Origin of the sequence: Methylomonas sp. Kb3, from assembly GCF_002834115.1 — a bacterium.
Taxonomy (GTDB): domain Bacteria; phylum Pseudomonadota; class Gammaproteobacteria; order Methylococcales; family Methylomonadaceae; genus Methylomonas; species Methylomonas defluvii.
This window is the reverse complement of the sequence record NZ_PIZT01000067.1, coordinates 84,184-109,040: the sequence shown is the minus strand read 5'-3', so window position 1 is coordinate 109,040 and position 24,857 is coordinate 84,184. Positions and strand designations below refer to the sequence as shown.

Below are 24,857 nucleotides of genomic sequence, written 5' to 3'. Positions count from 1 at the left end.
GGCTAGAGGCCTAGCCCAGTAGGCTGACCAATTGATGCAAGGGCGGCAAAATCATCATTTTTGCCAGTTGCAACAATACCAGCGCCACCAGCGGCGATAAATCTATCCCGCCCAGGTCGGGTAAAACCTTGCGACACACGTTCAGCAGCGGATCAGTCAAACTGTACAAAATCGATGAGGCTGAGCCGTAGCTGCCGGGGGCGAACCAACTGAGGATGGCGCCGGCAAAAATGGCGTAAACGAAAATATCGATCAGCATTTTCAGCAAGTCGGTAAACGACAATAACGTCAATGCCACAAAACTCACGGACAAGCCTTTAATAGCCAGTATCGAGAAGTTGGCTACTATTTGCAGCAACAAGGCCAATACCAGAGAAGAGCTATCGATGCGGCCGATAGACGGGATGAAACGGCGCATGATCCTTAGCGGCGGATGGGTGATTTTCACCAGAAATTGCGATACCGGGTTGTAAAAATCGGCCTGGGTCCACTGCAATAAGAAGCGCAATGCCACCGCTAAAATGTATAAAGAAAACAGGGTGTCTATCAGGAACACTATCGGGTCGGTCATGTAATTGCTGCCCATTAGTCGGCTCCTAGTTGTTTTGACATTTCAATGGAACGGTCATTGGCGGCATGCAAGGCTTTGGCAACCAGTTCGACAAAACCGTTTTGCATAAATGTCTCTATGGCTTGCTGAGTGGTGCCGCCCGGCGAGGTAACTCTGGCGCGCAATTGTGCGGGCGATTCGGCCGATTCCAAAGCAATTTTGGCGGCGCCCAGCGCGGTTTGTTGTATCAGCAGTCTGGCGGAACGTTCGTCCAGGCCCAATTCCAGGGCGGCTTTTTCCATCGCTTCCATCAGCAGGAAGAAATAGGCTGGTCCGCTGCCGGAGACGGCGGTTACCGCGTCAAGTTGGTTTTCGTCGTTGACCCACAGGGCCAAACCGACAGCGCGTAAAATATTTTCGGCCAGATCTTTTTGTTCGTCATCAACATTGGCGTTGGCGTGCAATGCGGTTGCACCGGTTTGCACCAGTGCCGGTGTGTTTGGCATGCAGCGCACGATAGCGGCCTCGCTACCTAGCCACTTAGACAGGCTTTGTTGGGAAATGCCGGCGGCAATCGATACGACCAGCACATTCTTTTGTTTCAGGCTGGGAGCGATTTGCAAAGCAACATCGCGCAATATTTGCGGTTTAACTGCCAGCACCACGACTTCGACTTCGTTAATGACTGTCTCGTTGTTGGCGGTAGTATTGACATGAAGTTGATCGGTGTGAGCCTGCAACGTGGCGGGCGCGGTATCCGACACCCAGATCTGCTGCGGTGAATGGCCGCTGGCAATCAAGCCGCTGATTAGACTGGTCGCCATATTACCGCCACCAATAAAACCGATTGTTTTTGTTTTCATAGCTTACTGATTAGTCTGTTGAATTGTTACGGAAACCGCTTTTCGCGATGCATTCTACATGACAATGGTGGCGTCGCAGAGAATCTCAAGTCGTTACGGATTTTTGCAAGCCGATATGCCGGGGGCGGATACCTAACAGTATCAGCGCCGAACTATAAATCAAGATTGCCGAGCCGATTGTTATCCCCAGGTGCAGGCCTCGTTGCGACGCGCTCCAATCGAGCCAAAGCGTCACGTCGACAAAATAATATAAAAACGCCGACATCACTGCGTTGGCCACCACAACCCGCATTATGAATATTAGCCATTGCTCGCAAGGCTGGTAAATTCGGGTTTTTAACAACGTCAACAAAAGAAGGAGCGCGTTTAGGTATGCAGACAAGGTAGTTGCCAGGGCGATGCCAAGATGAGCGAAGGGAAATGCCAGCAGCACACTCAATATGATATTCGCGACGATGGAATGCATACCAAAACGCATTGGCGTTTGTGTATCCTGGCGGGAAGTGAAGCCTGGAACCAATATCTTGATCAACATAAAGGCCAGTAAGCCTAGCGCATAAGCCATCAGGCTCTTGCCTGCCATCCGCACATCGTCGCTGCCGAATTCATTATATTGAAACAGCGTTGATAACAAGGGCTCAGCCAGCAGTGTTAAACCCAGGGTAGCAGGCAGGCCGATCAGTAACACCAGTTTCAAGCCCCAGTCCAACGCTTTGGAAAAGGCCAGGGCATCTTCAGCGGCATGGTTCTCGGACAATCTCGGCAAAATGACTGTCGCCAGCGCCACACCCAAAATTCCGAGCGGAAACTCCACCAGTCTATCGGAGTAGTAAAGCCAAGAAACGCTGCCCGAAGTTAAAAATGAGGCTACCAGAGTGCCGAACAGCAAATTGACTTGCACCACGGAGACCCCAAAAATGGCGGGGAGCATCTGCTTGAGCATACGTTGCACCGCTGGGTCTTGGTAGCCCCAGCGCGGCCTGGGCAGCAAGCCGAGCCTTATCAGTGCAGGGATTTGAAATAACAGTTGCACTACGCCGGCGCCAAATACGCCCCACGCTAAAGCCATAATCGGTTCGGCCATTAACGGCGAAATCCAGATTGCAGCGCCTATCATGCAAATATTCAGAAATACTGGAGTCAGTGCCGGAATGGCGAATTTGCCGCGTGCGTTCAAAATCGCACCGGCGAAGGCAACCAACGTAACGAAGAACAGATACGGGAAGGTGATGCGCAGCATCTGCACAGCCAGTTCGTACTGGCCGCCTTCCCACAGAAAGCCGGGTGCAAAAAGCAGGATCAGCAACGGCGCTGCAATGACGCCTGCCACTGTGAATAACATCAACAAGACAGCCAAGGTGCCGGCGGTGCGGTCGATAAACAGCTGGAATGCCTCGCGGCTACCTTTTTCGTTATAATCGGTCAGTGCCGGCACAAATGCCTGCGCGAACGCGCCTTCCGTGAATAAGCGGCGTAGAAAGTTCGGAATCCTGAAGGCCACGAAAAACGCATCGGTTGCCGCGTTAACGCCAAAAATGTTGGCAAATAGCATGTCTCTTACAAAACCCATGATCCGCGAAATCATGGTCATACTGCTAACGATTGCGGTGGATTTAAACAGCTGCTTGCTCACTGCAGGCCTCAGATTGAGTTTGGGAACACTAAAAATTTGACAATCATAGCATCCAAAATGATAATACGCGGTTCCAGATTAACTCAAAAGAACTGATAGACTATGGCTAATTCACCACAAGCTAGAAAAAGAGCGCGTCAGGCTGAGAAAAGCCGTATTCGCAATGCCGGACAGCGCAGCAACTTACGCACTTTCGTTAAAAAAGTGATCGCCGCTGTTAGAGCAGGCGATAAAGAGCAAGCTCAAGCCGCGTTTAAAACCGCTGTTCCTGTAATTGATTCGGCTGTTAACAAAGGCCTGATCCACAAAAATAAAGCCGCTCGCAGCAAAAGCAGACTTAACGACAGATTGCGCGCAATGGCTTGATCTCGACGCAAAGTCGATAGATCAGCAAGGCCTATGCAACAGATGTTGCTTGGGCCTTTTTTATGCGCGGCGGTTTTATCTCGCGCAGATACCAGATGCTCTGGTTCCTAATCTTTCCGATAATCAAAGGTTGTTAGCTTTCAAGCAACTTATTTGGAATAAGTTGCTTGCGGCGCGTGGACATGCTGCTAATCTGATAGCTTTCAGCTCATCAGCCTAAGGTACTGTCATGAATAACCAAGACCAAGCCAAACTGCGTTGGGGCATTCTCGGCGCGGCCCGCATCAACGAACGCTTATTGCCGGCAATAGTCGAAGCATCCAATGCCGAACTGATTGGTATCGCCAGCCGCCGTCCCGGGGCTGCGGCGCAAACGTTGGCTAAGTATGCCCCCTGCCACCCTGAGATACAGAGTTACGACAATTTAGATTCTCTGCTCAACGACGATGACGTACAAGCCATTTATTTGCCAATGGCCAATCATGAACACGCTGAATGGACTTTACGTGCCATCGAGCATCGCAAGCATGTGCTGTGCGAAAAACCGATGGCGCTGACAGTTGCCGATATCGATGCAATTGAAACCGCTGCTCGCCGTTACGGGGTGACCGTGATGGAAGGCTTTATGTATCGATTCCATCCGCAACATGCCCGAGTATTGGAGTTGATCGGTTCCGGACTGATAGGTGAAATTCGATCAGTACGTGCCAGCTATTCGTTCATGATGCGCCCGGCCCGGATGTATCGTTTAGCCGACGATGTTTCGCACGGCGGTGGCGCGATGTGGGATATCGGCTGCTATGCAATTCATTCGCTACGCATGTTTTTTCAGCAATCCCCTTGCCGGGTAACGGCGTTGTCTAAATACGTGGAAAGCGGCGCCGACATCGCCACTAGCGGCGTGCTGGATTTTGGCGAAGGCAAATTTGCGCATTTCGATTTCAGCTTTGAACGGGCTCGGCGCTGCGAATACGAAATCATCGGTACCCAAGGGGGTATCAAATGTCATGTGGTTTGGCAATTGCCCGGTGATGTGCCAGTGATTTCTTGGTGGACCGAGGACGGTCGCCAGTCCGAAGAGCGTTTGCCGGCTTCCAATCACTTCCGCCTGGAGATTGAGCATTTCAGCAATTGCGTGCTGAGCGGTAAGGGGCCGCAGTTGTCCCTAGCCGATGCCCGCGACAATTGCAGAACGATAGTGGCCGCATTGCAATCGGCGGCGGAAGGTCGGGTCGTCGAAATTTAATGGCAACAAGGCGAGGACGTCTGAGCGAGTGCTGTCAAACTCTGCAAAAAGGCCATGTCTTTGAGCCTCGTTCGCGTTTAATTCATATGAGTTTGCGGCCTCAGGAGCTTGTCGATGAACGAAATATTATCCAAAATTGTTCGGTGTGATGCCTTACGTATCGTCGTGATGCTGAGTGTTCTTCAAGTGGGTTCTGCATGCGCCGTTGACGTGGTACAAGCCCGGAAAGATTTGCAGCAAATGGGTGTTGAATACACGGCACAGCAATTCGCGACCTCGGCTGGAGCCGGCGATATGGCGGCGGTGCGATTATTTCTGGATGCGGGAATGGATATCAACGCTGGCGATAGTGCCGCTTTGGGGTTGGCGGCCGGTAGAGGGCGGACGGAAATGGTGGAACTGCTATTGGCGAACGGCGCTAAGCCGACAGCAAATGCGCTGCAGTTTGCTAGAACACGAGGCCATTGGGAAATTGCAGATATGCTGGTGCGGGCGGGGGCCAAGGAATAGCCATCGCGTGCGCACAGATTGAGCGATTAGCGGGGATGCCAAGATTTTTCGACGAGAAAAGATGGGCGTGACTCCCTCGAGTTAGCTTAAGGGAGTCACGCGGAGACTTAACGCGCGAGTTTTTTCCGGCCGTTGATTCCCAAAATACCTAAGGCAGAGCCGAACAACCAAATCGCCGCTGGTACGGGCACTGCGGCAATATTGCTGGCGAACAGCTGGTTGTGGAATTCGATATTGCCGGCAAACGACTGAGCAACCAATTGGCCGTTCAATTGTCCGTAACCGCCGAATACGTTGGCCCAGGGCGCTAGAATCGAGCCCTGAGGGTTCTTGCTGCCCGCTAACGTTAACGACGTTGCGTCATAGAAATTGTAGATGACGTGTGTGGCGTCGATGCCGTTAAGATTGACTTGGCCGTTTTGAAATATCTGGCCGGTGCCGCTGACATTGATCAATACCGTGGAATTGCTTGGAGCGCTGATGTTGATCGTATTGCTCGCGGTCAGTTCGGCGCCGTCTATGTCAAACACGTTGAGTTCGCTATTGTTGCCGGTCAGATTCAGCGTACCGTAATTGTTGCCGACACTGCCGTTGGCGGTCAAAGCGTTCCAGGCGTTGGAGATATTTTGATATTGGGTTTGCGCACCGGAAAAATCCACCAATGTTTGCGCGAAGACGCCGCCATTGGCGGTAAAGCTGCTTAGCAGGGTGCCGCCTGCATAGATGCTGCCGTTCTGACCGTTGCCTACACCGCCGTTGTTGGCGGTAAGCGTGCCGTTGACGACCAAACGGGCTGCGTTGCCACTGATTTGCGAGGCCACCGAATAGTTGGCCAATGTAATATTGCCGCCGGCAGCCAAGTTGCCCTCTGTATCGGAATTTGAGCTGATGAAGTTGCCGAATACGAAAACATTGTAGTCGCTGGCCGGCCCTACCAAGGCTGCATGGGCTGGAGAGATGGCGGCAGCCAATAATAAACTAGTAGTTGCTATAGTGTGTGACAAACGCATTTTCCTTTAACCTTGAATAAGTATGATGGCGGGATGCCTTAAATTGATAATGTCTCGACAATATCCTTTCCCATGCGGAAATGTCTTAAGCAAAACCGACGGTTCAAATAAGAGCGTGATGACAAATACTTGACCACGCCGTTGGTCGACCGGAGAAGTTGGCTTTTACCGATTCGAGACCTATATTAAGTGACGAGCCGTTAATAGTCGGTTATCCCGGATTGCGGCGATAAACCATGCACTTCCGGCGTCCATTCTATCTGATTTGAATTTCGGGCGATACGGCCGTTGGTACAGGTGACTACCGGGTTAGCAAACTGCTAACCCGGCAGCTTATTCGAAGCCGTTTTTATTGGCTAAATGTCAATCCGTCATTTGCGACATCGATTTTGATCGAGTCCCCAGGGATGAAGCGTCCTGACAAAATCTCATTAGCCAGCGGATTTTCCAATTGCCGTTGTATCGCCCGTTTCAAAGGCCGTGCGCCGTAAACCGGATCGAAACCGGCTTCGCCGAGTAGATCCAGTGCGGTTTCGCTGACTTCCAGACCAATGTCTTTTTCCTGGAGACGACGGCGCAACAATTCGATCTGAATTTTACAGATGGCGCGGATTTGGCCCTGGCCGAGCGGATGGAAGACCACTGCTTCATCGACCCGATTGATGAATTCCGGTCGGAAATGCTGAGCTACAATCTCCATCACCGCATCTTTCATTTCGACATAGTTGTCTTCGCCCGCCAGTTCCTGGATCACGCTGGAGCCCAGGTTCGACGTCATTACCACCACCGTGTTTTTAAAGTCGACGGTGCGACCCTGTCCATCCGTCAAACGGCCGTCGTCAAGCACTTGCAGCAATACGTTAAACACATCGTTATGGGCTTTCTCGATTTCGTCAAGCAGGATGACCGAGTAGGGTTTCCGGCGCACGGCCTCAGTTAGATAGCCGCCTTCTTCATAACCGACATAGCCGGGAGGTGCGCCGATCAAACGGGCCACGGAATGTTTCTCCATGAACTCCGACATGTCGATGCGCACCATTGCTTCCTCGGTATCGAACATGAATTCGGCCAAAGCCTTGCAAAGCTCGGTCTTACCGACTCCTGTCGGCCCCAAGAATAGGAACGAGCCGTTGGGCCGGTTCGGGTCCGACAGGCCGGCGCGGGAGCGGCGGATCGCGTTGCTGACGGCTTTCAAGGCCTCGGTTTGGCCGATCACCCGTTTGCCCAGCTCTTCTTCCATGCGCAGCAATTTTTCGCGCTCACCTTCCATCATTTTCGAGACCGGAATGCCGGTCCATTTCGAAACCACTTCGGCGATTTCTTCTTCCGTGACCTTGCTGCGCAGCAGGGTGGTTTCCTGCATTTCTGCTTGCGAAGCCAAGTCCAGTTCTTTCTCCAGTTTGGGTATGTCGCCGTATTGCAGCTCGGACATCCGCGCGTAATCCTGGCTGCGGCGGGCCGCTTCCAGTTCCAGGCGGGCATGTTCCAGGCGTTCCTTGATCGTTGCAGTGCCTTGCAATGCCGCTTTCTCGGCTTTCCAGATTTCTTCCAAATCGGAATATTCTTTTTCCAAGTCGGCGATTTCCACTTGCAGGATTTCCAGGCGTTTTTTTGAGGCCGCGTCGCTTTCGTTTTTCATGGCCTCGCGTTCGATTTTCAATTGAATCAAACGCCTGTCAAGTTTATCCATCGATTCCGGTTTGGAGTCCATTTCCATCCGGATCCGGCTGGCGGCTTCGTCGATCAAGTCGATGGCTTTGTCCGGCAATTGCCGATCGGAAATGTAGCGGTGCGACAGCATGGCGGCGGCAACGATGGCCGGGTCGGTGATGTCGACGCTGTGGTGGATTTCGTAACGTTCTTTCAAGCCACGCAAGATGGCGATGGTGTCTTCGACGCTCGGTTCGTCGACCAGTACTTTTTGAAAACGGCGTTCCAATGCGGCGTCTTTTTCTATGTATTGCCGATATTCGTCCAGCGTTGTGGCGCCGACGCAATGCAGTTCGCCGCGAGCTAGAGCGGGTTTCAGCATATTGCCGGCGTCCATCGCGCCTTCGGCCTTGCCGGCGCCGACCATGGTGTGCAGCTCGTCGATGAACAGGATGATCTGGCCTTCCTGTTTGGCAACGTCATTAAGTACGGCTTTCAGACGCTCCTCAAACTCGCCGCGAAACTTGGCGCCGGCGATTAATGCCGCCATGTCTAGCGACAATAGTTGCTTACCTTTGATACCTTCCGGCACTTCGCCGTTAACGATACGTTGCGCCAGACCCTCGACAATGGCAGTTTTGCCGACGCCCGGCTCGCCGATCAGCACCGGGTTGTTTTTGGTGCGGCGTTGCAAGACCTGGATGGTGCGGCGGATTTCGTCGTCACGACCGATCACCGGGTCCAGCTTGCCTTGTTCGGCACGTTCGGTCAGGTTGATGGTGTATTTTTTCAAGGCCTGGCGTTGATCTTCGGCGTTGGCATCGTTGACGTTCTGGCCGCCGCGCATGTTTTCGATGGCTTTTTCCACGGCCGAAGCGGTGACGCCTGCTTGCTTGAGGATTTTTTGTAAGGAGCCGCTGGCTTCCAGGGCTGCCAGCAAAAATAATTCGCTGGAGATGAACGCATCTTTACGTTTCTGCGCCAGTTTGTCGGTCAGATTCAACATCCGCGACAATTCGTTGGAAATCTGCACATCGCCGCCGGCGCCGGAGACGCTGGCCAGACGATCAATTTCCTTGCTTAGCTCATTGCGCAAGGCGTTGACCTGGATGCCAACCTGCATCAGTAAAGGTTTGATACTGCCGCCTTCCTGATCGATCAACGCCAACATTACGTGCACCGGCTCGATGAACTGGTGGTCCTTGCCTAGGGCCATGCTTTGCGCGTCGCTGAGCGCCTGTTGAAATTTACTGGTTAATTTATCCATTCGCATGCTGCGTACCTCATTTGGGATATAAATTGTGTTGCCGCAGAGATGGGGCGCTACGTAACGCTTTTCAAGCGAGGGCTGGTGGATAATTCCACTATTTTTCGGGTGAAATTATTGCTACTGATTGGTGGCTTGAGATGGACATCGTTGGTAGCCTTGATAAATGATTCAAAGTACAATGCTCGCGCTCAGATAACAGATGTTGAGGGATTATGGCCTTTGCTAGTCAGCAGGTCCGGTTGTCAATATTGTCGGTCTGCGTAACCATTAGTTTTATTTTGTAGGAGTTTTAGAAATGGCAACAGGCACTGTAAAGTGGTTCAACAACACCAAAGGGTTTGGATTTATCGAGCCTTCCGAAGGCAAGGAAGATGTGTTTGTGCATCATTCCGTAATTAAGGGCGAAGGTTTTAAAACCTTGTCTCCAGGCCAGTCGGTTCAGTTCGATATCGAATCCGGTCCTAAAGGTTTGACTGCCGCGAACGTCCTGCCCAGATAAGCGTTAACGGTTACGGGTAAAAAGGCTCTTGCTTGCAAGGGCCTTTTTTATGCCTGTTACAAAATGGATTTTTCGGTCGAGGACAATATAACCAAGCTATAATGCAGCCATCCCTTCCAAACCGGCGTAACTGACTATGGCACGCGAATTTTCTTCTTTAAAACAAATGGATACCCCGGTCAAAGTGCTGTTTACCGGCTATTTGACTACCGTGGCGGTTGGCTATCTGATGGCTTTGATCCAAATTCTGTTTACTCATGGTATGGCTGACGGCAAGTTTGGTCTGTCGATAGACGACATTGTTTACAGTTATTACGGCAATCGTTCGGGAACCGTGCTGGAAACCAAGCTGAACGGGTCCATGAAGGAGAATGCATCCGAACAGGAACGGTTCGCCATTATCCAATGGGTACGCGATGGTGCCGACAAGGACGATTTTATCGACGATGGTATCGAAAAAATCATTCAGGAACGGTGTGTGATGTGTCACAACAAAGACGCACCGGTCCCGGATTTGAGCGATTTTAAAGTGTTGAAGGAATTGACCAAGGAAGACGAAGGCGCGACCTTCAGTTCGCTGACGCGGGTGTCACATATTCACTTGTTCGGCATCAGTTTTATTTTCATGTTTGTCGGCTTGATTTTCAGTTTTTCGGAAACCAGTACCATCAAGTACAAATGTATTGCGATCGGTATGCCCTATATGTTTTTGCTGGTGGATATTTTGTCGTGGTGGTTGACGAAGCTGAACCCGATGTTCGCCTGGCTGGTGATTGTGGCGGGCGGCGGTATGGCGGTGTCGTTTGCGTTTATGTGGACGGTGTCCGTCGCGGAAATGTGGTTGTTTGATAGGGTGTTTCTGGATGCTGACGGTCAGCCCAGAGTGCAGTGGAGCACAATAGTAGAAGCCAAGTTTAAGCAGGTTGGCGGAGAAGCCGCAGCCAAAAAATTAGGTGAAGTACTGAAACAAGCGGGTGTTTATGTCTGGTCGAAATTTCAGAATCAGGGGCTGCCGTTTTTGAAGGATTTGTACGTAAAAATAGCCAAGAAAGACAAGTAGTTAAGTAAATGTGATTGGGTAGGCAAAACACTGTCGAGAAGTTAAAGTTCCGCGCTTGGCAAGCCGATAACCGGAGCGGTATGATGCAAGCTCGATTTGCAGGAGGTGTACCATGATTAGCAATGTACTGAATAGCGCAACCAGTCTGATCAGTAATGCTCAGCAAAAAGCCAGTACCGCCGCGCAAACCATCGCGAATTTGCCGGTGCAAGCTCAAGAAGTCGGCGGCTCAAAAGATGTCGGTTCAGCTGATTTGTTCAAGCCGGTGTTGAGCTTGAAAGAAGCTGAGTTGGAAACCTCGGCTGGTGCCAAAATGATCAAGGTTCATGAAAAAACGCTCGGATCTCTTCTCGACGTGACGGCCTAATGGCTGACGCTGACATCATAGCCCAGCGCTTTGATGTCAGCGGCAAACGCATTCATTTCTTCAACGCTCATTCTTTCCAGTTCGTCCGCTTCCATTTGGAACGATTGCCTGGCCACGCTGTAAAGCATAATTTCTTGCAGTTTAATCTGGTCAAACTGTAATTCCTGCAAAAGCGCTAAATAGGCCTGCTTTTCCCCATCAGACCACGCTTGCCGATAATGCAACATGCAGGTTTGTAGTTTGGTTGGACAAAGTCTGGTGGCAATTTCTAGACGTTCCAATAACTTTTGCTGACTTTGACCTGTGCTGTTGATCAACTTGCGGCCCTGTTCGGTCGCGCTATCCAGCTTGAACCATAATTCGCCGTTGTGTCTGCTCAATTCCGCCAAGCCCGCTTGTACTGTCGATTGGTGTATCAAACTGCCATTGCTGATCAATACAAATTTGCTGGCTGGAAATACGCCGGATTCCGTGGCGATCTTGCCGATCAGATGCACGGCTTTATCAAAATCTATTAAGCTGGTCGGTTCGCCGTTGCCGGAAATGGCGATATCCTTGATAACGCGGTGATCGATTTCGACGTTAAATTGCTCAAAAAAATCGCCGTGTTGCACGTAATTTAAAAAGAAGCGCAGTTCCTGCTCCAGTAAGGCAAAATCCATTTCCGGCGCATTACCGCGCTGTAACTGCGGTACTTGGCAGTAAATACAGCGCCAGTTGCAGGCATTGTTCGGATTGAAATTGACACCTATCGATAAACCACCCGCACGGCGGGAGATGACCGGGTAGACATATTTCAGGCCAGCGACATTACGGTTGTGATTGGTGGTGGTGAGTATCGGTTTCACTTGAGATGCGCCGCGCAAACCGTAACGGGTTTGCGCGGCCATGAGTTAGATTCGGACTAGCACTTCGCCGCGTCCGGTTTCCGCCATATCGCCGCCGTAACGCTGCACGCGGTTAAACGCCGCACCACTGTCGGCAAAACGGGAATTGAAGGATTTGAACGATGCGAACAGTATGGGCAGGAAGGCCAGTGTGTGGGAGCCGCAGTCGTTAAAGGTCGCTGATAATTGCGGCTGATTCCATAGCAACAAAGTGCCGCGCCGCATCGCATAGCCCAGATAACGGCCCGTACTGCCCATTACCGCGATAGTCCCTGCCAGCATGCGCGAGCCGCAATAATCGCCGGCATTGCCTTCGATCAAAATCTGACCGCGACGCATGTGGTCGCCGGCGCGCTGGCCGACATTGCCTTTCACCAGCACCGTGCCGCCTTTCATACCTTGTTTGTTACCTGGTAGGGCTCCACCCAGAAAATCGCCGGCATCGCCTTCGATTTGAATCAAGCCGTTTTTCATTTCACATGCAGCATACAAACCCGCGTCACCGCTGACGTTGATAGTGCCTGATTTCATTTGCATGCCCAGATATGCACCGGCATCACCTTGTACGCTGATGCTGCCGCCGTCCAACTCCTTGCCAATGAAGTCCAGCTTGTTATTGCTATAGGCGATAATGATTTCTTGGGTGTTCATGCCGGTGATGTAGAACAGCTCGTCGACCCGGCGGCGGCTTTTGCCATTCTGTAGTTCGATGGCGGCAATCGCATCGACGTCCAAACCTTGCAGCTTTTGACAAACCAGCGGCGACATGTCGATACGCTGGTCGGTTGGCTGTTTCAGGGTAAAGGTTAACGCGCTCATGCCATGATCTCCTGCAAATGAAAGTGGAACGGTCCCAATTTACCGCCGTAGTTGCCGGCGCTGATGCGCTTGATACCGTTAGCCGCGCCTAGATCGCAAACTGCTTGGATGCCGACGCGCATGGCTTTGTCGATGTCTTCCTTGCACAAGCCGTCGATGACGATTTCCATCACCGATTCGATTTCCGGCGACAGATCTGTTTTGGTGACGCCTTTTAACGTCGGGCAGAAGGCATCGTTAGTCGATGCGCCTAATGACGCATACTTGGAGCCAACCTTGGAGCCGGAACGCACCACGCCGCCAGGGAAGGGCATAATCACATTCGGAATTTTGCGCATTTCCTCAATCGCCGCCTCGCAGGCTGCCAAAGCTTGTGGTTGCGATTCTGCCAGCACCAGGAAGTTGCCGCCGCCGACCGCGTCCACCATGCCGGTCGTCGCTTCGGTCAGAAACTCGCCGTCCATTACCGGCACTCGCCAGTAGCGCTTGCCGCCGATCTTTTTTGCAATTTGAAAGCCATCGCCGAAGTAACGCAGGTTTTTGCCCAACGGAATTGGCTTGCCGCCTTCGATGCCGGCAAATAGTGCCGAGGTTGGCGAGGTCAATACGCATTGCCCGGCACGGGTTTCCAATTGCTTGGCCAAACCTTTGCCGCCCATCGCGTAAATCATGATGGCGACACCGGGCCGTCCGTCGGGCGTTTCGTTCGGGCTCAACACTCGTTCGATGCCCGCCTCGCAGCCGCAAGCAATTACAGAGGTCGCGAAGCCGGTCATCGCTTGCGCGGAAATCATCGCCCATTTTTCGTTTTGCGCGGTGATGATGGCGCGCGTCGCCTTCATCGGAAAGGCTTCGGCGAAGGTTTTGTCTATGGTTACGCCATTTATGATCATGCTGCACCTCGCAACGGATGCGCCGTCAAGCTGCCACGTCCGTCTTCGCTAATTTCGTCGTCGCTGATTTTAAAGTTGCCGAGTTTCATGGTCAGGTATTTGTCGAAATAAGGTTTGAGGTCTTTTTCGATGGATAGATCGTAGTCCGGTTTGACGATATGGGTCGTGCCCCAGGTAACTTTCACCACTTCGCCGTCTTTGACGACCAGTTCGCCGTCCTTAAAAACATAATCCGGTTTGGTAAACATGGTCTGGCGGTCCGCGTTTTCGGTGTAAACAGTGATGTCTGCGAAGTTGCCTGCACTCAAAGCACCACGGTCTTTCAGGCCGATGATGCGGGCTGCGCCGGCGCGGGTCATGATGGCGATTTCGTTTAGTGTGTATTCGCGCTCGATCGAGGCTAGCGTGGTCATTTTTTGCGCTTCCGGATGGATGGTCGCCAGCATGTCGTTGCGGAAGCTGCGGTCCATCAGCAGGCGGATCAGATGTGGATAGCTGGTGAACGGCGCGCCGTTGGGGTGGTCTGTGGTCAGGAAGATCCGCCAAGGATCTTCGACCAACAGGAATATTTCTAAACCGATGGCCCACTGTAAGGCATTGACGAAGTTTTGGTCCTTGTATTTAAACGGCACCACGCCGCAGCCGGCATCGCATTCGATGTCCATGCACACCCATTTATTGGGGCTGGCGAAACGGTGGTTGGCGTGTTGGCGCATGTTATCGCCGGAGGCGGTGACGGTCTGGCCGAACAGGATTTGGCCGACGTCGGCGGTTATGTTCGGATTGCTATTGATTGCCTCGGCGATCTGCGCGGCACCGGAGGAGAATTTGAAATCGCCTTCTTTACCGTAGCTATGGAACTGAATATGGGTCAAGTGCATCGGCAAGCCGTCGATGCCTTCGATGGTATTTAAGGTGGTTTCCAGATTGCCCGGTACGCCTAAATTGCAGCCATGCACATGTAAAGGATGAGTGATGCCGAGTTCTTGCACCGCTTTAGCTAAGGTTTGCAAGATTTGTCGGGGCGTGACGTCGTAATGGCTGTTCTTCTCGTCCAAATCCAGTTTGCGCTGGTTGAATTTAAACGCATTGATGCCGCCGGCGTTGACCACCTTAATGCCGATGCCTTTGGCGGCGTTCAGCGTCCAGGCGACATAATCATTGATGGCTTTTTGATCTTTGTTGGCGGTCAGCATGCGTAATAGGAAGTCGTCGCTACCCAACATGACATAGCCGCCTTTATCCACAATCGGCGTATCGCCCATTTCCATATGCGCCTGGCGGGCGTTGATTGGTAATACCGCAGGTTCGAAACAGGCGGTGTAACCCATTTCCGCGTAGCGGTAGCCGGCCACGTAAGTGCTGGGCATCGCGTGACCGTTACCGGAGCGGGTAATCGGCGTGCGGTGCACCGGGTCCTGGCGATGGTCTTCCGGCACTAGAGTGCGGGCGATGTTGCCTTTGCCGCCGCCGATGTGGGTGTGCATGTCGATGGCGCCCGACATCACTACTTTGCCGCGCAAATCGTATTCTTTGTCAACCGGTCTGCCGTCTTTAGGCGCATCGATAATGCGGCCGTCCTGCACGTAAATGTCTTGCTGTTGTCCGTCGATGCCGCTGGCCGGATCGTAAACGGTTCCACCTGTAAGTTTTATCAACATGTGTTTGGTCCTAAAGGGCTTGTTCGATAGCGGACAGGACTTCGGCGGTACTGGGCAGGCCGGAGTCGCGCAATTTTTTCAGGCGGATCGCCACCACATTGTCTAGGCGGTAAGCGTGGCCGGCATGGTCGATGCCGGGCGTGCCGACCGGGATGAACACATCCGGCTCTTTCTCGAACTTCATGCCGGAGCGAGCGATAACGATAGTCGGTAAGTGGGTTTTTGGGGGCAGTGCGCTGCTGTTAAAGGCCTGAACCCACAGCAAGGCATCGGCTTCGCCGTTATTTAGCAGTGTTTGACAGTCGTACAGATAAGGATCGTACTCGGGGTAACCTCTGGCAAAGTTGACGCGCGCCGGGTAGCCGGTGGTCCAGCCGCAGACTTGGTTGGCGGTTTGGTCGCCTTCCTTGCCGCCCAACGGAAAGCCGGAGCAACGGGTGCCCAGTCGGTTGAGGTCTTTGACAATATTGCATAGCGTTTGCACGGTTAGCTCAGCTTGATCAAATGCCAATGCCGCCGCGCCCCACAGAATGACGCCATACTGCGCGGCCTTCAGTTTGTCGGCGATAAGCTGTAGCTCGCTAATGGCGATGCCGGCGACACTTTGTGCGTGTAACAAGTGGCCTTTAACCAGGGCCGACAATGTGGCAGCCACATCCGGTAAGTCGGCGTCGGCACAAGGTAGTACGCGGGCATTTTGGCCGGTAGGAGAGGTTGAGGCGTTTCCCGACGGTGCTTTGCCCAGATAAATAATTTCCCGGTTTGCCGTGTTGTCGAGGAACATGGCTTCCTCATTCCACAAATACTTCTCGAAAAAGCGCGGGGCAAAAGCTTCCAGATCGGTGCCGACTATCAGCAATAAATCGCAACGGTTTTTAAGTTCGGCTAATGTGGTATTCATCCAGCCGGAGTCTTGCAAAGCCAGTAAATTGCGGCGTGCGTTATTAAAATTGAGGTTATCGACCACCGCGCCGCTTTTGTCGGCTAAAGCCAGCAATGCGCGCATGCCGTTGACGTCGGTGGCGCAGCCGCCGATCACAGGTTGATGGGTGTTTCGTAGCAATTCCGCAGCTTTAGTGGTCGCCGCTTCCAAACTCGCTGCCTGTCCGGCAATGCGCGGCACGGTGTCCGCTATGGCTTGTTCGAATGCCGGTGTATTAACCGAGCAACCGTTTGCGGTCACTTTCAAGGTTGTGCCGTCCACCTGTATGCTCAGGTCGTCGGTACCCATGCCGCAAAAAGGGCTGGGTACCTCGGTTATTTCAGTCATGGAAAGTCCTCAATCTTTTTTAATATATTTGAATCGTGGATCGTCGGGCGTGCCTTCAAAGATGCCGGCGGAGGTTTCCGCTGCATCCCACAACAACACTTCTTCAATTTTTTTGGCCAGCAGAAAATCTTTATCGGTGATGCCTTTTGCCGAATGCGTGACCAACTTGACGATCACGAATGCGTAGGAAACAGTTAAATCCGGGTGGTGCCAGGCTTTTTCCGCCAAGTGGCCGACGGTGTTGACCACCATTAAAGTCGCTTTCCAGCCGCTGGTCTTGATTTTGCGGCGGATCCAGCCGTTTTCGTAATACCAGTGCGGCAGTTCCTGTGCTAAACGTTCGGCGATTTCGGTCTCGCTATAGACCTTGGCAGTATCGTGCGACATCGATTATCCCCACGGATTGAAGTGACTCGGCATTCTATCGCACAGTTTAGTCGGTGTCTTTACGGTGTACAGGTGTTTGGCTGGATTTCAGTGCCAATTGTCGGCAACTGGAGGGGGCTTTTTTTAACTGGCTTGTTTAGGCGGGTTGAGGGAATGCCTCGGCGCAGAGGCATTCTTTTCGGCATGCGTTTGTTATTTGACCACTCTTAGTTGTGGTTTTTGCGGAGGTTTGGGCTCTGTCGGTGTCGGCGGGGTTTCGTCCTCATTCTCTTCCGGGTCGAAAATCATACCTTTGCCATTTTCCTTGGCATAGATGGCCAACACCGCTTTGCACGGCGCGATAATGCGCATGGGTTTGCCGGCAAACCGCGCGTTGAATTGGATTTCTTCATTGCCGAGCACCAAACCTTGAATGGCTTCCGGGCGCATATTCAGTACGATTCGGCCATCTTCCACGAAGTCGCCCGGCAGCGTTACGCCGGGGTAGTCGGCGTTGACTAACAGATGGGGGGTCAGGCTGTTGTCGACGATCCATTCGTAGATGGAGCGAATCAGATAGGGTTTAAGTGGGGTCATTTGCTTGGGGCTTGCATCATGTCTTTTTCTTCGCGGCTCAGGCTTTCTTGAAAAGCCCGTCTGGAGAAAAGTCGGTTGGCGTAGGCGGTGATGCCTTTGCCTAGGCCGGCAATGTCAATGCCGATGCTGGGAAGTCGCCACAAGAATGGCGCCATCGCACAATCAATCAGAGAGTACTCGTCGCTCATAAAATACGGTGTCGCTTCAAATACCGGCGCGGCAGCCAGTAAGCTTTCCCGGAGTTGTTTTTTAGCCTTCGCGGCTTTTTTGTCACCGTTGACCAGAACGTCATCCAGCAGCGGATACCACTCCTGATCGATGCGTTTGATCAGCATCCGGGCGTTGGCGCGGGAAACCGGGTCCATTTGGTGCAAGGCGGGGTGGGGGAAGCGTTCATCCAGATATTCCATGATGATGCGGGCGTCGTACAGCACTAAGTCGCGTTCCACGAAAGTCGGGGCATTACCGTTGGGGTTCAGTTCCAGCAGATCTTCCGGCGGGTCATTCGGGTCGAAAAACTCAACTTCCGCTGGCACGCCTTTTTCGTATACAACTAGCCTGGCGCAGTGGCTCATTATGCAGGCTGGTGATGAAAAAAGAGTCATTGCGGATTTTCGGCTGGTGATGTTTGCCACGAAGTGAACCTCTTTGAGTAACAGGATTTAAACCGGGGCAGATTGTAGCATGGATGTTGGGGCTTTTGGGGGCGATGCCGGACGCATTCTGCCCTTGAAAATAACGGGCTGCACCCGGCTATTTTAAACGGCTTGCCGCACTATTCAGCCCAGTTTGACGATGATGTCTTCCAGTACATTCGCGGTGGCATGAACCTTGTCGGCGGCATTGGACAAATGCCGATAAAGTTCGCGTTGTTTAAACATATTCAAGTAGTCATCGCCTTGGAATAAATCGGCGATGGCCTTGCGGTACATCTTCTCGATGCGGCGCTCCGAGTGGCGGGCGGCAAAGGCCTGTTGCTCGGCCTCGGCGGGGGCTTTGCCTAATACGGCGAAGCCGCGCTCCAGTGCTTTGATGCCCACTTGCAACTCAATGACCATCGCTTGCGAATGGCTGTCGGGGTTCAGTTCCAGGGCTTCCATCTCGTTATACGTGCTTTTGCAATAGGTAACGATGCTGTCCATAGAGGCGATGGCGCGATAAATGTCTTCGCGATCAATCGGTGTGGCAAACGAGCTGTTTAGTTCGTGTAGGTTGTGCATGCGGATCCGGTCGGCTTCGTGTTCGTCTTCTTTCAACATCTTGCCGGCTTCGACTGATTCGCTGGCCATGAAACGGACGAGATTATCGACGGTGACGCAGACCTGCTGGCACTGTTGGTGCAGCAATAGATAGAAGTCGGCGGTTTTCGGGAATATTCGCTGAAACAGCCGGGAGGCCAGTGAAAGCTTGGGAGATGACATGAAGATTACAGCGGCTATTTGAGAGAGTAGTCGAATATCAGAAAACTGATGCAGGCGATCATGGCCGCGCCGGGGATGGTGATCAGCCAGGTTCGCAAAATTTCCAAGGCTTTTCCCCAGCGTACCGCTCTGGGGCGATCAGATGCACCAATACCCATGATGGCCGATGCTACAACGTGCGTCGTGGACACCGGGGCGCCGAGTAGTGAGCTGCCGAAAATAGTCAGGCATGCGCTCAGCTGTGCGTTTAGCGCGTGGATTGGGCGGATTTTATAAATGGCAAAACCTAAGGTCCGCACGATACGCCAGCCGCCGGTCAATACGCCTGCTGTCATTGCGCTGGCGCAAAACAACATCACCCAGCCTGGCACTTTAAAGCTGTCGATTTCCCCGCTAAGTAACAAAATCAAGGTCAACACGCCCATGCTTTTTTGCGCGTCGTTGGCGCCGTGTGAAAAGGCCAGCGCGGCGGCGGTCAGCCATTGGGCGTTACGCAGCTGCCGATTAACGCTTGGCGATGCGGACCGCAATAAGAACATCGTCAGTCGCTGAATGATAAAGCCCACCAGAAAGCCCAGGACGGGCGAGAGCAATAAAGCCAGTAGAATTTTACTGAAGCCATGTATGCGGCCTTCACTTAAAGCGTTGAATCCCCAATCTATGGGTTTGCTGCCTATGCCGATTAGCGTGGCGCCGATCAAGCCGCCCATCAGCGCGTGTGATGACGACGATGGTAAGCCGCGCCACCAAGTAACCAAATTCCAGAATACTGCGGCGAAAAGTCCGGAGGCTACGATTAACAGCGCATCCGCTTTGGGAATGGAGGATAGATCCAGCAGGGTGCCGACTGTGTTGGCGACGGCGGTTCCGCCTAGCAGCGGCCCCAGGAATTCGAAGATTGCCACCACTAAAACCGCCTGCACCGGCGTCATAGCGCGGGATGCGATGACGCTGGCAATGATATTGGAGGCATCATGAAAACCGTTGGTGTAATCGAATACCAGCACAATGATGATCGCAACACCGATAAACGAAACCAATGCCTCCAAAATAGTGACGGCTTAATGCAGATTAATTGACGACGTTATGGCCGCGCTGTCTCAGGCAGTTGCGATAGGCATTTTTGTAGCGGTCGTTGGCTTGTATGCCTTGCTGAGCGCCGCCGCCAATGCCGCCGGCCGCTGCGCCAATGGCTGCACCGGTGCCGGGGTTGCCGACTACCGCGCCAATGGCCGCGCCGCCCGCAGCGCCTATCAAGCCGCCAACTGCTGCGCCGGTGGCAGTGTCTTTAACGGTGCTGGACGATTGCGAAGCCAGTTGCTCGCATTCCTGCATATCCTGATTCAAGCGGAACGCATTGGGATCGTTATAGGTGTCCACCGTGGGAGTCCAGCCGGTGGTGGTGGCGCAACCGGCGACTAACAGGCTGGTTGCTAAAATCGATTTAAACGGTAATTTATGCATGACAAGTCTCCTTCATTAATGCTGAATGCATTGTTAGTGTTCCAGAGAGTAGTCCATTTTGCACTGTTTTGGAAATTTACAAGTCAAATTGACACTGGCAAGCCTGTCACGTATGATTCGCAGCCTTTTTTATCCGTTTTTATCACCAAAGGCAGTAGCACATGAAAAGAACTTATCAACCCAGCAAAATCAAACGCGCTAGAACTCACGGCTTTCGTGCCAGAATGGCTACTGTGGGCGGTCGCAAAGTGATCAATGCGCGCAGAGCGAAAGGCCGCGCATCGCTGACGGTTTAATTGTCGGCGGAAGATTTCGGCTTTCCCGATCAGTATCGGCTAGGGACGCCCGCTGAGTATAAAAAAGTATTTACCAATCCCGTAAAGTCCACAGATAAATATTTTACGGTGTTGGCGACGAGCAATATCCTGCCGCATCCGCGGTTGGGTTTGGCCATCGCAAAAAAAACTATAAAAAAAGCAGTCGCAAGGAACCGCATTAAAAGGGCTGTCAGGGAAAGTTTTAGATTACAGCGTCAACATATCGTCGGCATTGATATTGTTGTTTTGGCACGAGGCGATGCAGCAAATGCGGCCTCGCCGATATTGAGGAAGTCATTGGAAAGGCATTGGCTTAAACTGGTAGATCGATGCGATTCCTGCTCATAACCCTGATCAAGCTTTACAAATACTTCATAAGTCCTTTGCTGGGACCCAGATGTCGTTTTTATCCCAGCTGTTCAAGTTATGGCTTAGAGGCAATCCAGATTCATGGTGCTTTCAAAGGCTCTTACCTCACGCTTCGACGCTTATTAAAATGCCACCCGTTTCATGAGGGTGGCATTGATCCTGTTCCGGAAAAATTGAGTAAATAACAATGGATAACATAAGATTTGTACTGGTCATGGCGATGTTGATGATCTCCTACATGCTGTGGGAATCGTGGCAGATCGATTACGGCCCCAAGCCGCAGGCCCTGGTTTCTGATAAACCCGTATTGGCTGGTGATGCAGCAACAGTGTCCCCCGGACAAACGGCGGGAGATGCCCGGGCTGCTGCGGTGCCGACTGTCGCCCAAGTAGCTGCTGAAAATGTTATCAAAGTCAAAACCGATGTTTTCGAGCTGGAAATTGATCCTCAGGGCGGCACACTACGCAATCTGGATTTGTTGAAATATCCGCACGAGAAAATCAACACCGTAGTCGACAAAGCTTATGCACTGATCGGCATGACGCCTCCGGAGAAAAACCTAAATCCGATTCGGTTGTTCGACAGCAATCCCGACAGCCTGTACCTTGCCCAAAGCGGCCTGATTGCCAATGCCAATTCCTTGGCTGCCCCCGATCATAAAAGCCTGTTCACCGCCGAAAAAACCGAATATCAGTTGCTTGATGGGCAGGACGAGCTGAGAATCCCCCTGACCTGGACTAATCCACAGGGATTGACGGTTACCAAAACATACACCTTCAAACGCGGCAATTATGCCGTTGGTCTGGAGCAAAAGGTCAGCAACCATTCCGCACAGGACTGGTCCGGCAAGCAGTACAACCAACTGGTGAGAACCCAGTACAGCGACAAAAGCAACAACAGCTTTATTCGGACATTCTCCGGCGGCGTGGTTTACACCGAAAAAGACAAATTCCAAAAAATCAAATTTGAAGATATGGCGGATGACAAGTACGACGTCAAAGCCAAGGAAAATGTGCACAGCAAAGGCGGTTGGAGTGGCATGATCCAACATTATTTTGCAGCGGCGTGGATTCCACCTGCCGATCAGGACGCCCAGTTTTACACCAACGATCTTAAGGATGCCCGTTTCCAGGTCGGTTCCTTATCCCCCGATTTGACGGTTCCAGCCAATGGCGAAGCCGTGTTTAGCAGTCAGTTGTTTGCAGGTCCGAAAATTCAGCCAATCATGGAAGCTTTGGCGCCAGGTCTGGAACTCACCGTCGATTACAGCTGGTTGACGCCGATTGCCAAAGGTATTTATTGGCTACTTAACCAAATCTACGGTTATGTCGAAAATTGGGGCGTGGCGATTCTGGGCGTCACCTTTGTCATCAAGGCCTTGTTCTTTAAACTGTCGAAAGCCAGCTTTCAGTCGATGGCCAAAATGCGCAAGATTCAGCCGCGCTTGAAAGAACTGCAAGAGCGTTATGGTGAAGACCGCCAGAAATTCAACACCGAAATGATGGCGATGTACAAAAAAGAAAAGGTCAACCCTTTGGGCGGTTGCTTGCCGATTATGGTGCAGATTCCGGTATTCATCTCCTTGTACTGGGTATTGATTGAGACCGTCGAAGTGCGTCAGGCCGATTTCGCCTTGTGGATTCAGGACTTGTCGGCGCAAGACCCGTTCTATCTGCTGCCGATTTTGTACGGCATCACCATGAAGATTCAACAAAGCTTGAATCCGGCGCCTATCGACCCGTTGCAAGCCCAGGTGATGAAAATGTTCCCTATCGTGTTCACCGTGTTCTTCCTGTTCTTTCCGTCCGGTTTGGTACTGTACTGGATTTGCAACAACAGCTTGTCGATCATCCAGCAGTGGTATATCACTAAACACGTGCTTGAAGAGGATGCGCACAAGCATAGCGTAGTACCTTAATGCTAGGCGGCGACACCATAGCCGCTATTGCCACGCCGCCCGGTAACGGCGGCGTCGGCGTCATTCGCATCTCCGGGCCATCCGCGTCCGGCATCGCCCAAAGCCTCACCGGCAAAACTCTTCCCAAACCCCGCTACGCCCAGTTTGTTCACTTCCTTGATGCCGATGGCCGGGTAATCGACAGCGGCTTGCTGCTGTATTTTGCCGCGCCGGCTTCGTTTACCGGTGAACAGGTTATCGAACTGCAAGGCCATGGCGGCAGTGTGGTGCTGGATATGCTGTTGCGGCGGGTGCTGGAATTGGGAGCGCGCTTGGCTAACCCCGGTGAATTTAGTCAAAGAGCTTTTCTAAACAACAAAATCGATCTGGCGCAAGCCGAAGCAATTGCCGACCTGATCAGTAGCGGCACCGAACAGGCCGTTCGTTCCGCCCAGCAGTCGATGCAGGGCGTGTTTTCCGAACAGATCAACGAACTGATCGACGAGTTGATCGAACTGCGGGTATTTATCGAAGCGGCCATCGATTTTGTCGATGAAGAAATCGACTTCCTGGGCGACGGCGTGGTGGCGGGGCGCATAGCACGCTTGCAAAGCAAACTTGCCGGCATCGGCAAAACCGCCCAGCAAGGCCGGCTGTTACACGACGGTATGACCGTGGTATTGGCCGGCAAACCCAACGCCGGCAAATCCAGTTTGCTAAACGCCTTAGCCGGTCACGACGCGGCGATTGTCACAGACATCGCCGGCACCACCCGCGACGTATTACGCGAACGCATTCAGCTGGATGGCATGCCCTTGCACGTCATCGACACCGCAGGCTTGCACGACAGCGATAACCCGGTCGAGCAGGAAGGCATCCGCCGTGCCCGCCAGGAAATCGCCAAGGCCGACCGGATTTTATTGTTGATAGACAGCACCGACCCGGACAGCGCCAGTCTCGATGCCAGCCTGCCGGCCAATATCGCCGTCACCAGAGTGTTTAATAAAATCGATTTGGTCGGCGGCCAAGCCCAAGTCTTGGAAACCCCGCAAGGCACGGAAATCCACCTCTCCATCAAACACCGGCTGGGCTTGGATTTGCTGCGCCAACACCTGAAACAAAGCATGGGTTTTACGGAAAGTGCGGATAACGTATTTGTCGCCAGAACCCGCCACATCCAGGCCTTGCAACTTGCCGCGCAAGCCGTGGACCGCGCCGCCGAGCAATTGCTGCATCAAGCGCACGAACTGGTCGCGGAAGAATTGCGCCAGGCGCAAACCAGCTTATCCGCCATCACCGGCGAATTTACCTCCGACGATCTATTAGGTGAGATTTTCTCCAGTTTTTGCATTGGTAAGTAAGCGACTAACGCGGACTTATCAATCGATTTGCTCCAATACCACCGGCTTGGCGCTAAAGACTTCGGCAACCAATTCCAATTGCGCGGCAAACAGCGGCAGGGTCGGAATTTTCCAGGCTTTGCCGGTGAATTTGGCCAGGATGTTGTTCAGCCAAGGCCGGTCGGAGCTGGCGTGGTGAATGATGAAACGGTAGGACTCGCCGTCGTTGAATACCGCAAAATCTTCCAGGGTCACTTCGATGGTGTGTTCCTCGCCATATAGCCGGGTCTGCACATACACTTTGCGGGCATCGAGATCGAAGTTGAACTGGGTCAACTCGGCGATGCCTTTCATGATGATGTTCGCCCCCCAAATGATCAGCGCGTTGGGGGTTAATTTGATGACGAAACGGATTAAGCTGGATTTAAAACTCATGGCGGGCCTTTAGTGGTTGGCTGGGTAAAACCATGATTCTAAACATTGTCGGCGGGATTGTTGCGTAAATATTTCAACGATTGTCACTCAGGTGCCA

The 24,857-nt window shown here is 52.5% G+C and carries 28 protein-coding genes; 11 read left to right on the top strand and 17 right to left on the bottom strand.

From position 1 onward, the window contains the following. Window positions 1-10: 10 nt before the first annotated feature. The 3 genes from CWO84_RS17635 to murJ form a co-directional block, all read right to left on the bottom strand. Window positions 11-586: a YggT family protein gene (locus CWO84_RS17635; protein ID WP_033159143.1), complete on the bottom strand. Its 576-nt coding sequence runs from the start codon at window positions 584-586 to the stop codon at window positions 11-13. Next, window positions 586-1,413, bottom strand: coding sequence for a pyrroline-5-carboxylate reductase (gene proC / locus CWO84_RS17630; protein WP_033159144.1), 828 nt, complete (start codon window positions 1,411-1,413; stop codon window positions 586-588). Before proC ends, CWO84_RS17635 begins: the two co-directional genes overlap by 1 nt. Window positions 1,414-1,498: 85 nt before the next feature. Further along, window positions 1,499-3,046 carry a murein biosynthesis integral membrane protein MurJ gene (gene murJ, locus CWO84_RS17625; RefSeq protein ID WP_101054226.1) on the bottom strand — a complete coding sequence of 516 codons (1,548 nt, stop codon included), beginning with the start codon at window positions 3,044-3,046 and terminating at the stop codon, window positions 1,499-1,501. Between the two features lie 102 nt (window positions 3,047-3,148). Between murJ and rpsT the strand changes: the two genes are divergently transcribed. The 3 genes from rpsT to CWO84_RS17610 all read left to right on the top strand — a co-directional run bounded on the left by rpsT (window position 3,149) and on the right by CWO84_RS17610 (window position 5,168). Continuing rightward, window positions 3,149-3,412: a 30S ribosomal protein S20 gene (rpsT, locus tag CWO84_RS17620; RefSeq protein ID WP_020483383.1), complete on the top strand. Its 264-nt coding sequence runs from the start codon at window positions 3,149-3,151 to the stop codon at window positions 3,410-3,412. A 229-nt stretch (window positions 3,413-3,641) separates the two neighbouring features. Continuing rightward, window positions 3,642-4,658 (top strand): Gfo/Idh/MocA family oxidoreductase, encoded by a 1,017-nt coding sequence (locus tag CWO84_RS17615; RefSeq protein ID WP_101054224.1) that lies wholly within the window; start codon window positions 3,642-3,644, stop codon window positions 4,656-4,658. 114 nt (window positions 4,659-4,772) lie between these two features. Then, window positions 4,773-5,168 carry an ankyrin repeat domain-containing protein gene (locus tag CWO84_RS17610; RefSeq protein ID WP_117433623.1) on the top strand — a complete coding sequence of 132 codons (396 nt, stop codon included), beginning with the start codon at window positions 4,773-4,775 and terminating at the stop codon, window positions 5,166-5,168. A 107-nt stretch (window positions 5,169-5,275) separates the two neighbouring features. On the opposite strand, the gene CWO84_RS17605 is transcribed toward CWO84_RS17610, so the two are convergent. Both CWO84_RS17605 and clpB read right to left on the bottom strand, forming a co-directional pair. Next, window positions 5,276-6,172: a choice-of-anchor A family protein gene (locus CWO84_RS17605; RefSeq protein ID WP_165786370.1), complete on the bottom strand. Its 897-nt coding sequence runs from the start codon at window positions 6,170-6,172 to the stop codon at window positions 5,276-5,278. A gap of 355 nt (window positions 6,173-6,527) precedes the next feature. Next, window positions 6,528-9,101, bottom strand: coding sequence for an ATP-dependent chaperone ClpB (gene clpB, locus CWO84_RS17600; RefSeq protein WP_033159148.1), 2,574 nt, complete (start codon window positions 9,099-9,101; stop codon window positions 6,528-6,530). Window positions 9,102-9,393: 292 nt separating this feature from the next. Between clpB and CWO84_RS17595 the strand changes: the two genes are divergently transcribed. From CWO84_RS17595 to CWO84_RS17585, 3 genes are all read left to right on the top strand, one after another. Continuing rightward, window positions 9,394-9,597 (top strand): cold-shock protein, encoded by a 204-nt coding sequence (locus CWO84_RS17595; RefSeq protein WP_020483379.1) that lies wholly within the window; start codon window positions 9,394-9,396, stop codon window positions 9,595-9,597. Window positions 9,598-9,733: 136 nt separating this feature from the next. After that, entirely contained in the window at window positions 9,734-10,657 is a 924-nt protein-coding gene (locus CWO84_RS17590; RefSeq protein WP_101054218.1) for a hypothetical protein, read from the top strand. Window positions 10,658-10,769: 112 nt separating this feature from the next. Further along, window positions 10,770-11,024 carry a hypothetical protein gene (locus CWO84_RS17585; protein WP_101054215.1) on the top strand — a complete coding sequence of 85 codons (255 nt, stop codon included), beginning with the start codon at window positions 10,770-10,772 and terminating at the stop codon, window positions 11,022-11,024. Here CWO84_RS17585 and CWO84_RS17580 read toward each other — a convergent pair. The 11 genes from CWO84_RS17580 to CWO84_RS17530 all read right to left on the bottom strand — a co-directional run bounded on the left by CWO84_RS17580 (window position 11,021) and on the right by CWO84_RS17530 (window position 20,402). After that, window positions 11,021-11,914, bottom strand: a complete 894-nt coding sequence (locus tag CWO84_RS17580; protein ID WP_346426971.1) for a radical SAM protein — start codon at window positions 11,912-11,914, stop codon at window positions 11,021-11,023. The two genes, CWO84_RS17585 and CWO84_RS17580, sit on opposite strands and share 4 nt — an antisense overlap. Window positions 11,915-11,917: 3 nt before the next feature. Continuing rightward, window positions 11,918-12,730 carry a formylmethanofuran dehydrogenase subunit C gene (locus CWO84_RS17575; RefSeq protein ID WP_101054212.1) on the bottom strand — a complete coding sequence of 271 codons (813 nt, stop codon included), beginning with the start codon at window positions 12,728-12,730 and terminating at the stop codon, window positions 11,918-11,920. Continuing rightward, window positions 12,727-13,623 carry a formylmethanofuran--tetrahydromethanopterin N-formyltransferase gene (gene fhcD, locus CWO84_RS17570; RefSeq protein ID WP_033159152.1) on the bottom strand — a complete coding sequence of 299 codons (897 nt, stop codon included), beginning with the start codon at window positions 13,621-13,623 and terminating at the stop codon, window positions 12,727-12,729. Before fhcD ends, CWO84_RS17575 begins: the two co-directional genes overlap by 4 nt. Next, complete coding sequence (locus tag CWO84_RS17565) at window positions 13,620-15,284, bottom strand: formylmethanofuran dehydrogenase subunit A (protein WP_101054209.1); 1,665 nt, start codon at window positions 15,282-15,284, stop codon at window positions 13,620-13,622. Before CWO84_RS17565 ends, fhcD begins: the two co-directional genes overlap by 4 nt. A 10-nt stretch (window positions 15,285-15,294) precedes the next feature. Beyond that, on the bottom strand, window positions 15,295-16,554 hold the full coding sequence (locus tag CWO84_RS17560) for a formylmethanofuran dehydrogenase subunit B (RefSeq protein WP_101054206.1): 1,260 nt from the start codon (window positions 16,552-16,554) through the stop codon (window positions 15,295-15,297). A 9-nt stretch (window positions 16,555-16,563) separates the two neighbouring features. Next, complete coding sequence (locus CWO84_RS17555; protein ID WP_033159155.1) at window positions 16,564-16,941, bottom strand: 4a-hydroxytetrahydrobiopterin dehydratase; 378 nt, start codon at window positions 16,939-16,941, stop codon at window positions 16,564-16,566. 192 nt (window positions 16,942-17,133) lie between these two features. Then, window positions 17,134-17,517 (bottom strand): ClpXP protease specificity-enhancing factor, encoded by a 384-nt coding sequence (locus CWO84_RS17550; protein WP_033159156.1) that lies wholly within the window; start codon window positions 17,515-17,517, stop codon window positions 17,134-17,136. After that, window positions 17,514-18,122 carry a glutathione S-transferase N-terminal domain-containing protein gene (locus CWO84_RS17545; protein WP_211555157.1) on the bottom strand — a complete coding sequence of 203 codons (609 nt, stop codon included), beginning with the start codon at window positions 18,120-18,122 and terminating at the stop codon, window positions 17,514-17,516. Before CWO84_RS17545 ends, CWO84_RS17550 begins: the two co-directional genes overlap by 4 nt. Before the next feature lie 174 nt (window positions 18,123-18,296). Then, on the bottom strand, window positions 18,297-18,938 hold the full coding sequence (locus CWO84_RS17540) for a DUF47 family protein (protein WP_033159158.1): 642 nt from the start codon (window positions 18,936-18,938) through the stop codon (window positions 18,297-18,299). Between the two features lie 14 nt (window positions 18,939-18,952). Further along, window positions 18,953-19,987 (bottom strand): inorganic phosphate transporter, encoded by a 1,035-nt coding sequence (locus CWO84_RS17535; protein ID WP_101054204.1) that lies wholly within the window; start codon window positions 19,985-19,987, stop codon window positions 18,953-18,955. A 22-nt stretch (window positions 19,988-20,009) separates the two neighbouring features. Continuing rightward, window positions 20,010-20,402, bottom strand: a complete 393-nt coding sequence (locus CWO84_RS17530) for a glycine zipper family protein (RefSeq protein ID WP_033159160.1) — start codon at window positions 20,400-20,402, stop codon at window positions 20,010-20,012. A 161-nt stretch (window positions 20,403-20,563) separates the two neighbouring features. Here CWO84_RS17530 and rpmH point away from each other — a divergent pair, with 161 nt between their 5' ends. From rpmH to mnmE, 5 genes are read left to right on the top strand one after another with little or no spacing between them, the layout of a single operon-like run. Beyond that, complete coding sequence (rpmH, locus tag CWO84_RS17525; RefSeq protein ID WP_020483365.1) at window positions 20,564-20,698, top strand: 50S ribosomal protein L34; 135 nt, start codon at window positions 20,564-20,566, stop codon at window positions 20,696-20,698. Continuing rightward, a complete protein-coding gene (gene rnpA, locus CWO84_RS17520) occupies window positions 20,699-21,067 on the top strand; it encodes a ribonuclease P protein component (protein ID WP_101054201.1) in 369 nt (122 codons plus the stop codon). It abuts the gene before it with no gap. Then, the gene (yidD, locus tag CWO84_RS17515) at window positions 21,049-21,273 is read left to right on the top strand and encodes a membrane protein insertion efficiency factor YidD (protein ID WP_082769240.1); all 225 of its coding nucleotides are present in this window, start codon (window positions 21,049-21,051) and stop codon (window positions 21,271-21,273) included. Before rnpA ends, yidD begins: the two co-directional genes overlap by 19 nt. A gap of 2 nt (window positions 21,274-21,275) precedes the next feature. Beyond that, window positions 21,276-23,006, top strand: a complete 1,731-nt coding sequence (yidC, locus tag CWO84_RS17510) for a membrane protein insertase YidC (RefSeq protein ID WP_033159162.1) — start codon at window positions 21,276-21,278, stop codon at window positions 23,004-23,006. Continuing rightward, on the top strand, window positions 23,006-24,346 hold the full coding sequence (gene mnmE / locus CWO84_RS17505) for a tRNA uridine-5-carboxymethylaminomethyl(34) synthesis GTPase MnmE (RefSeq protein WP_033159163.1): 1,341 nt from the start codon (window positions 23,006-23,008) through the stop codon (window positions 24,344-24,346). Before yidC ends, mnmE begins: the two co-directional genes overlap by 1 nt. Before the next feature lie 18 nt (window positions 24,347-24,364). On the opposite strand, the gene CWO84_RS17500 is transcribed toward mnmE, so the two are convergent. Continuing rightward, window positions 24,365-24,760 (bottom strand): hypothetical protein, encoded by a 396-nt coding sequence (locus tag CWO84_RS17500; protein WP_033159164.1) that lies wholly within the window; start codon window positions 24,758-24,760, stop codon window positions 24,365-24,367. Between the last annotated feature and the right edge of the window lie 97 nt (window positions 24,761-24,857).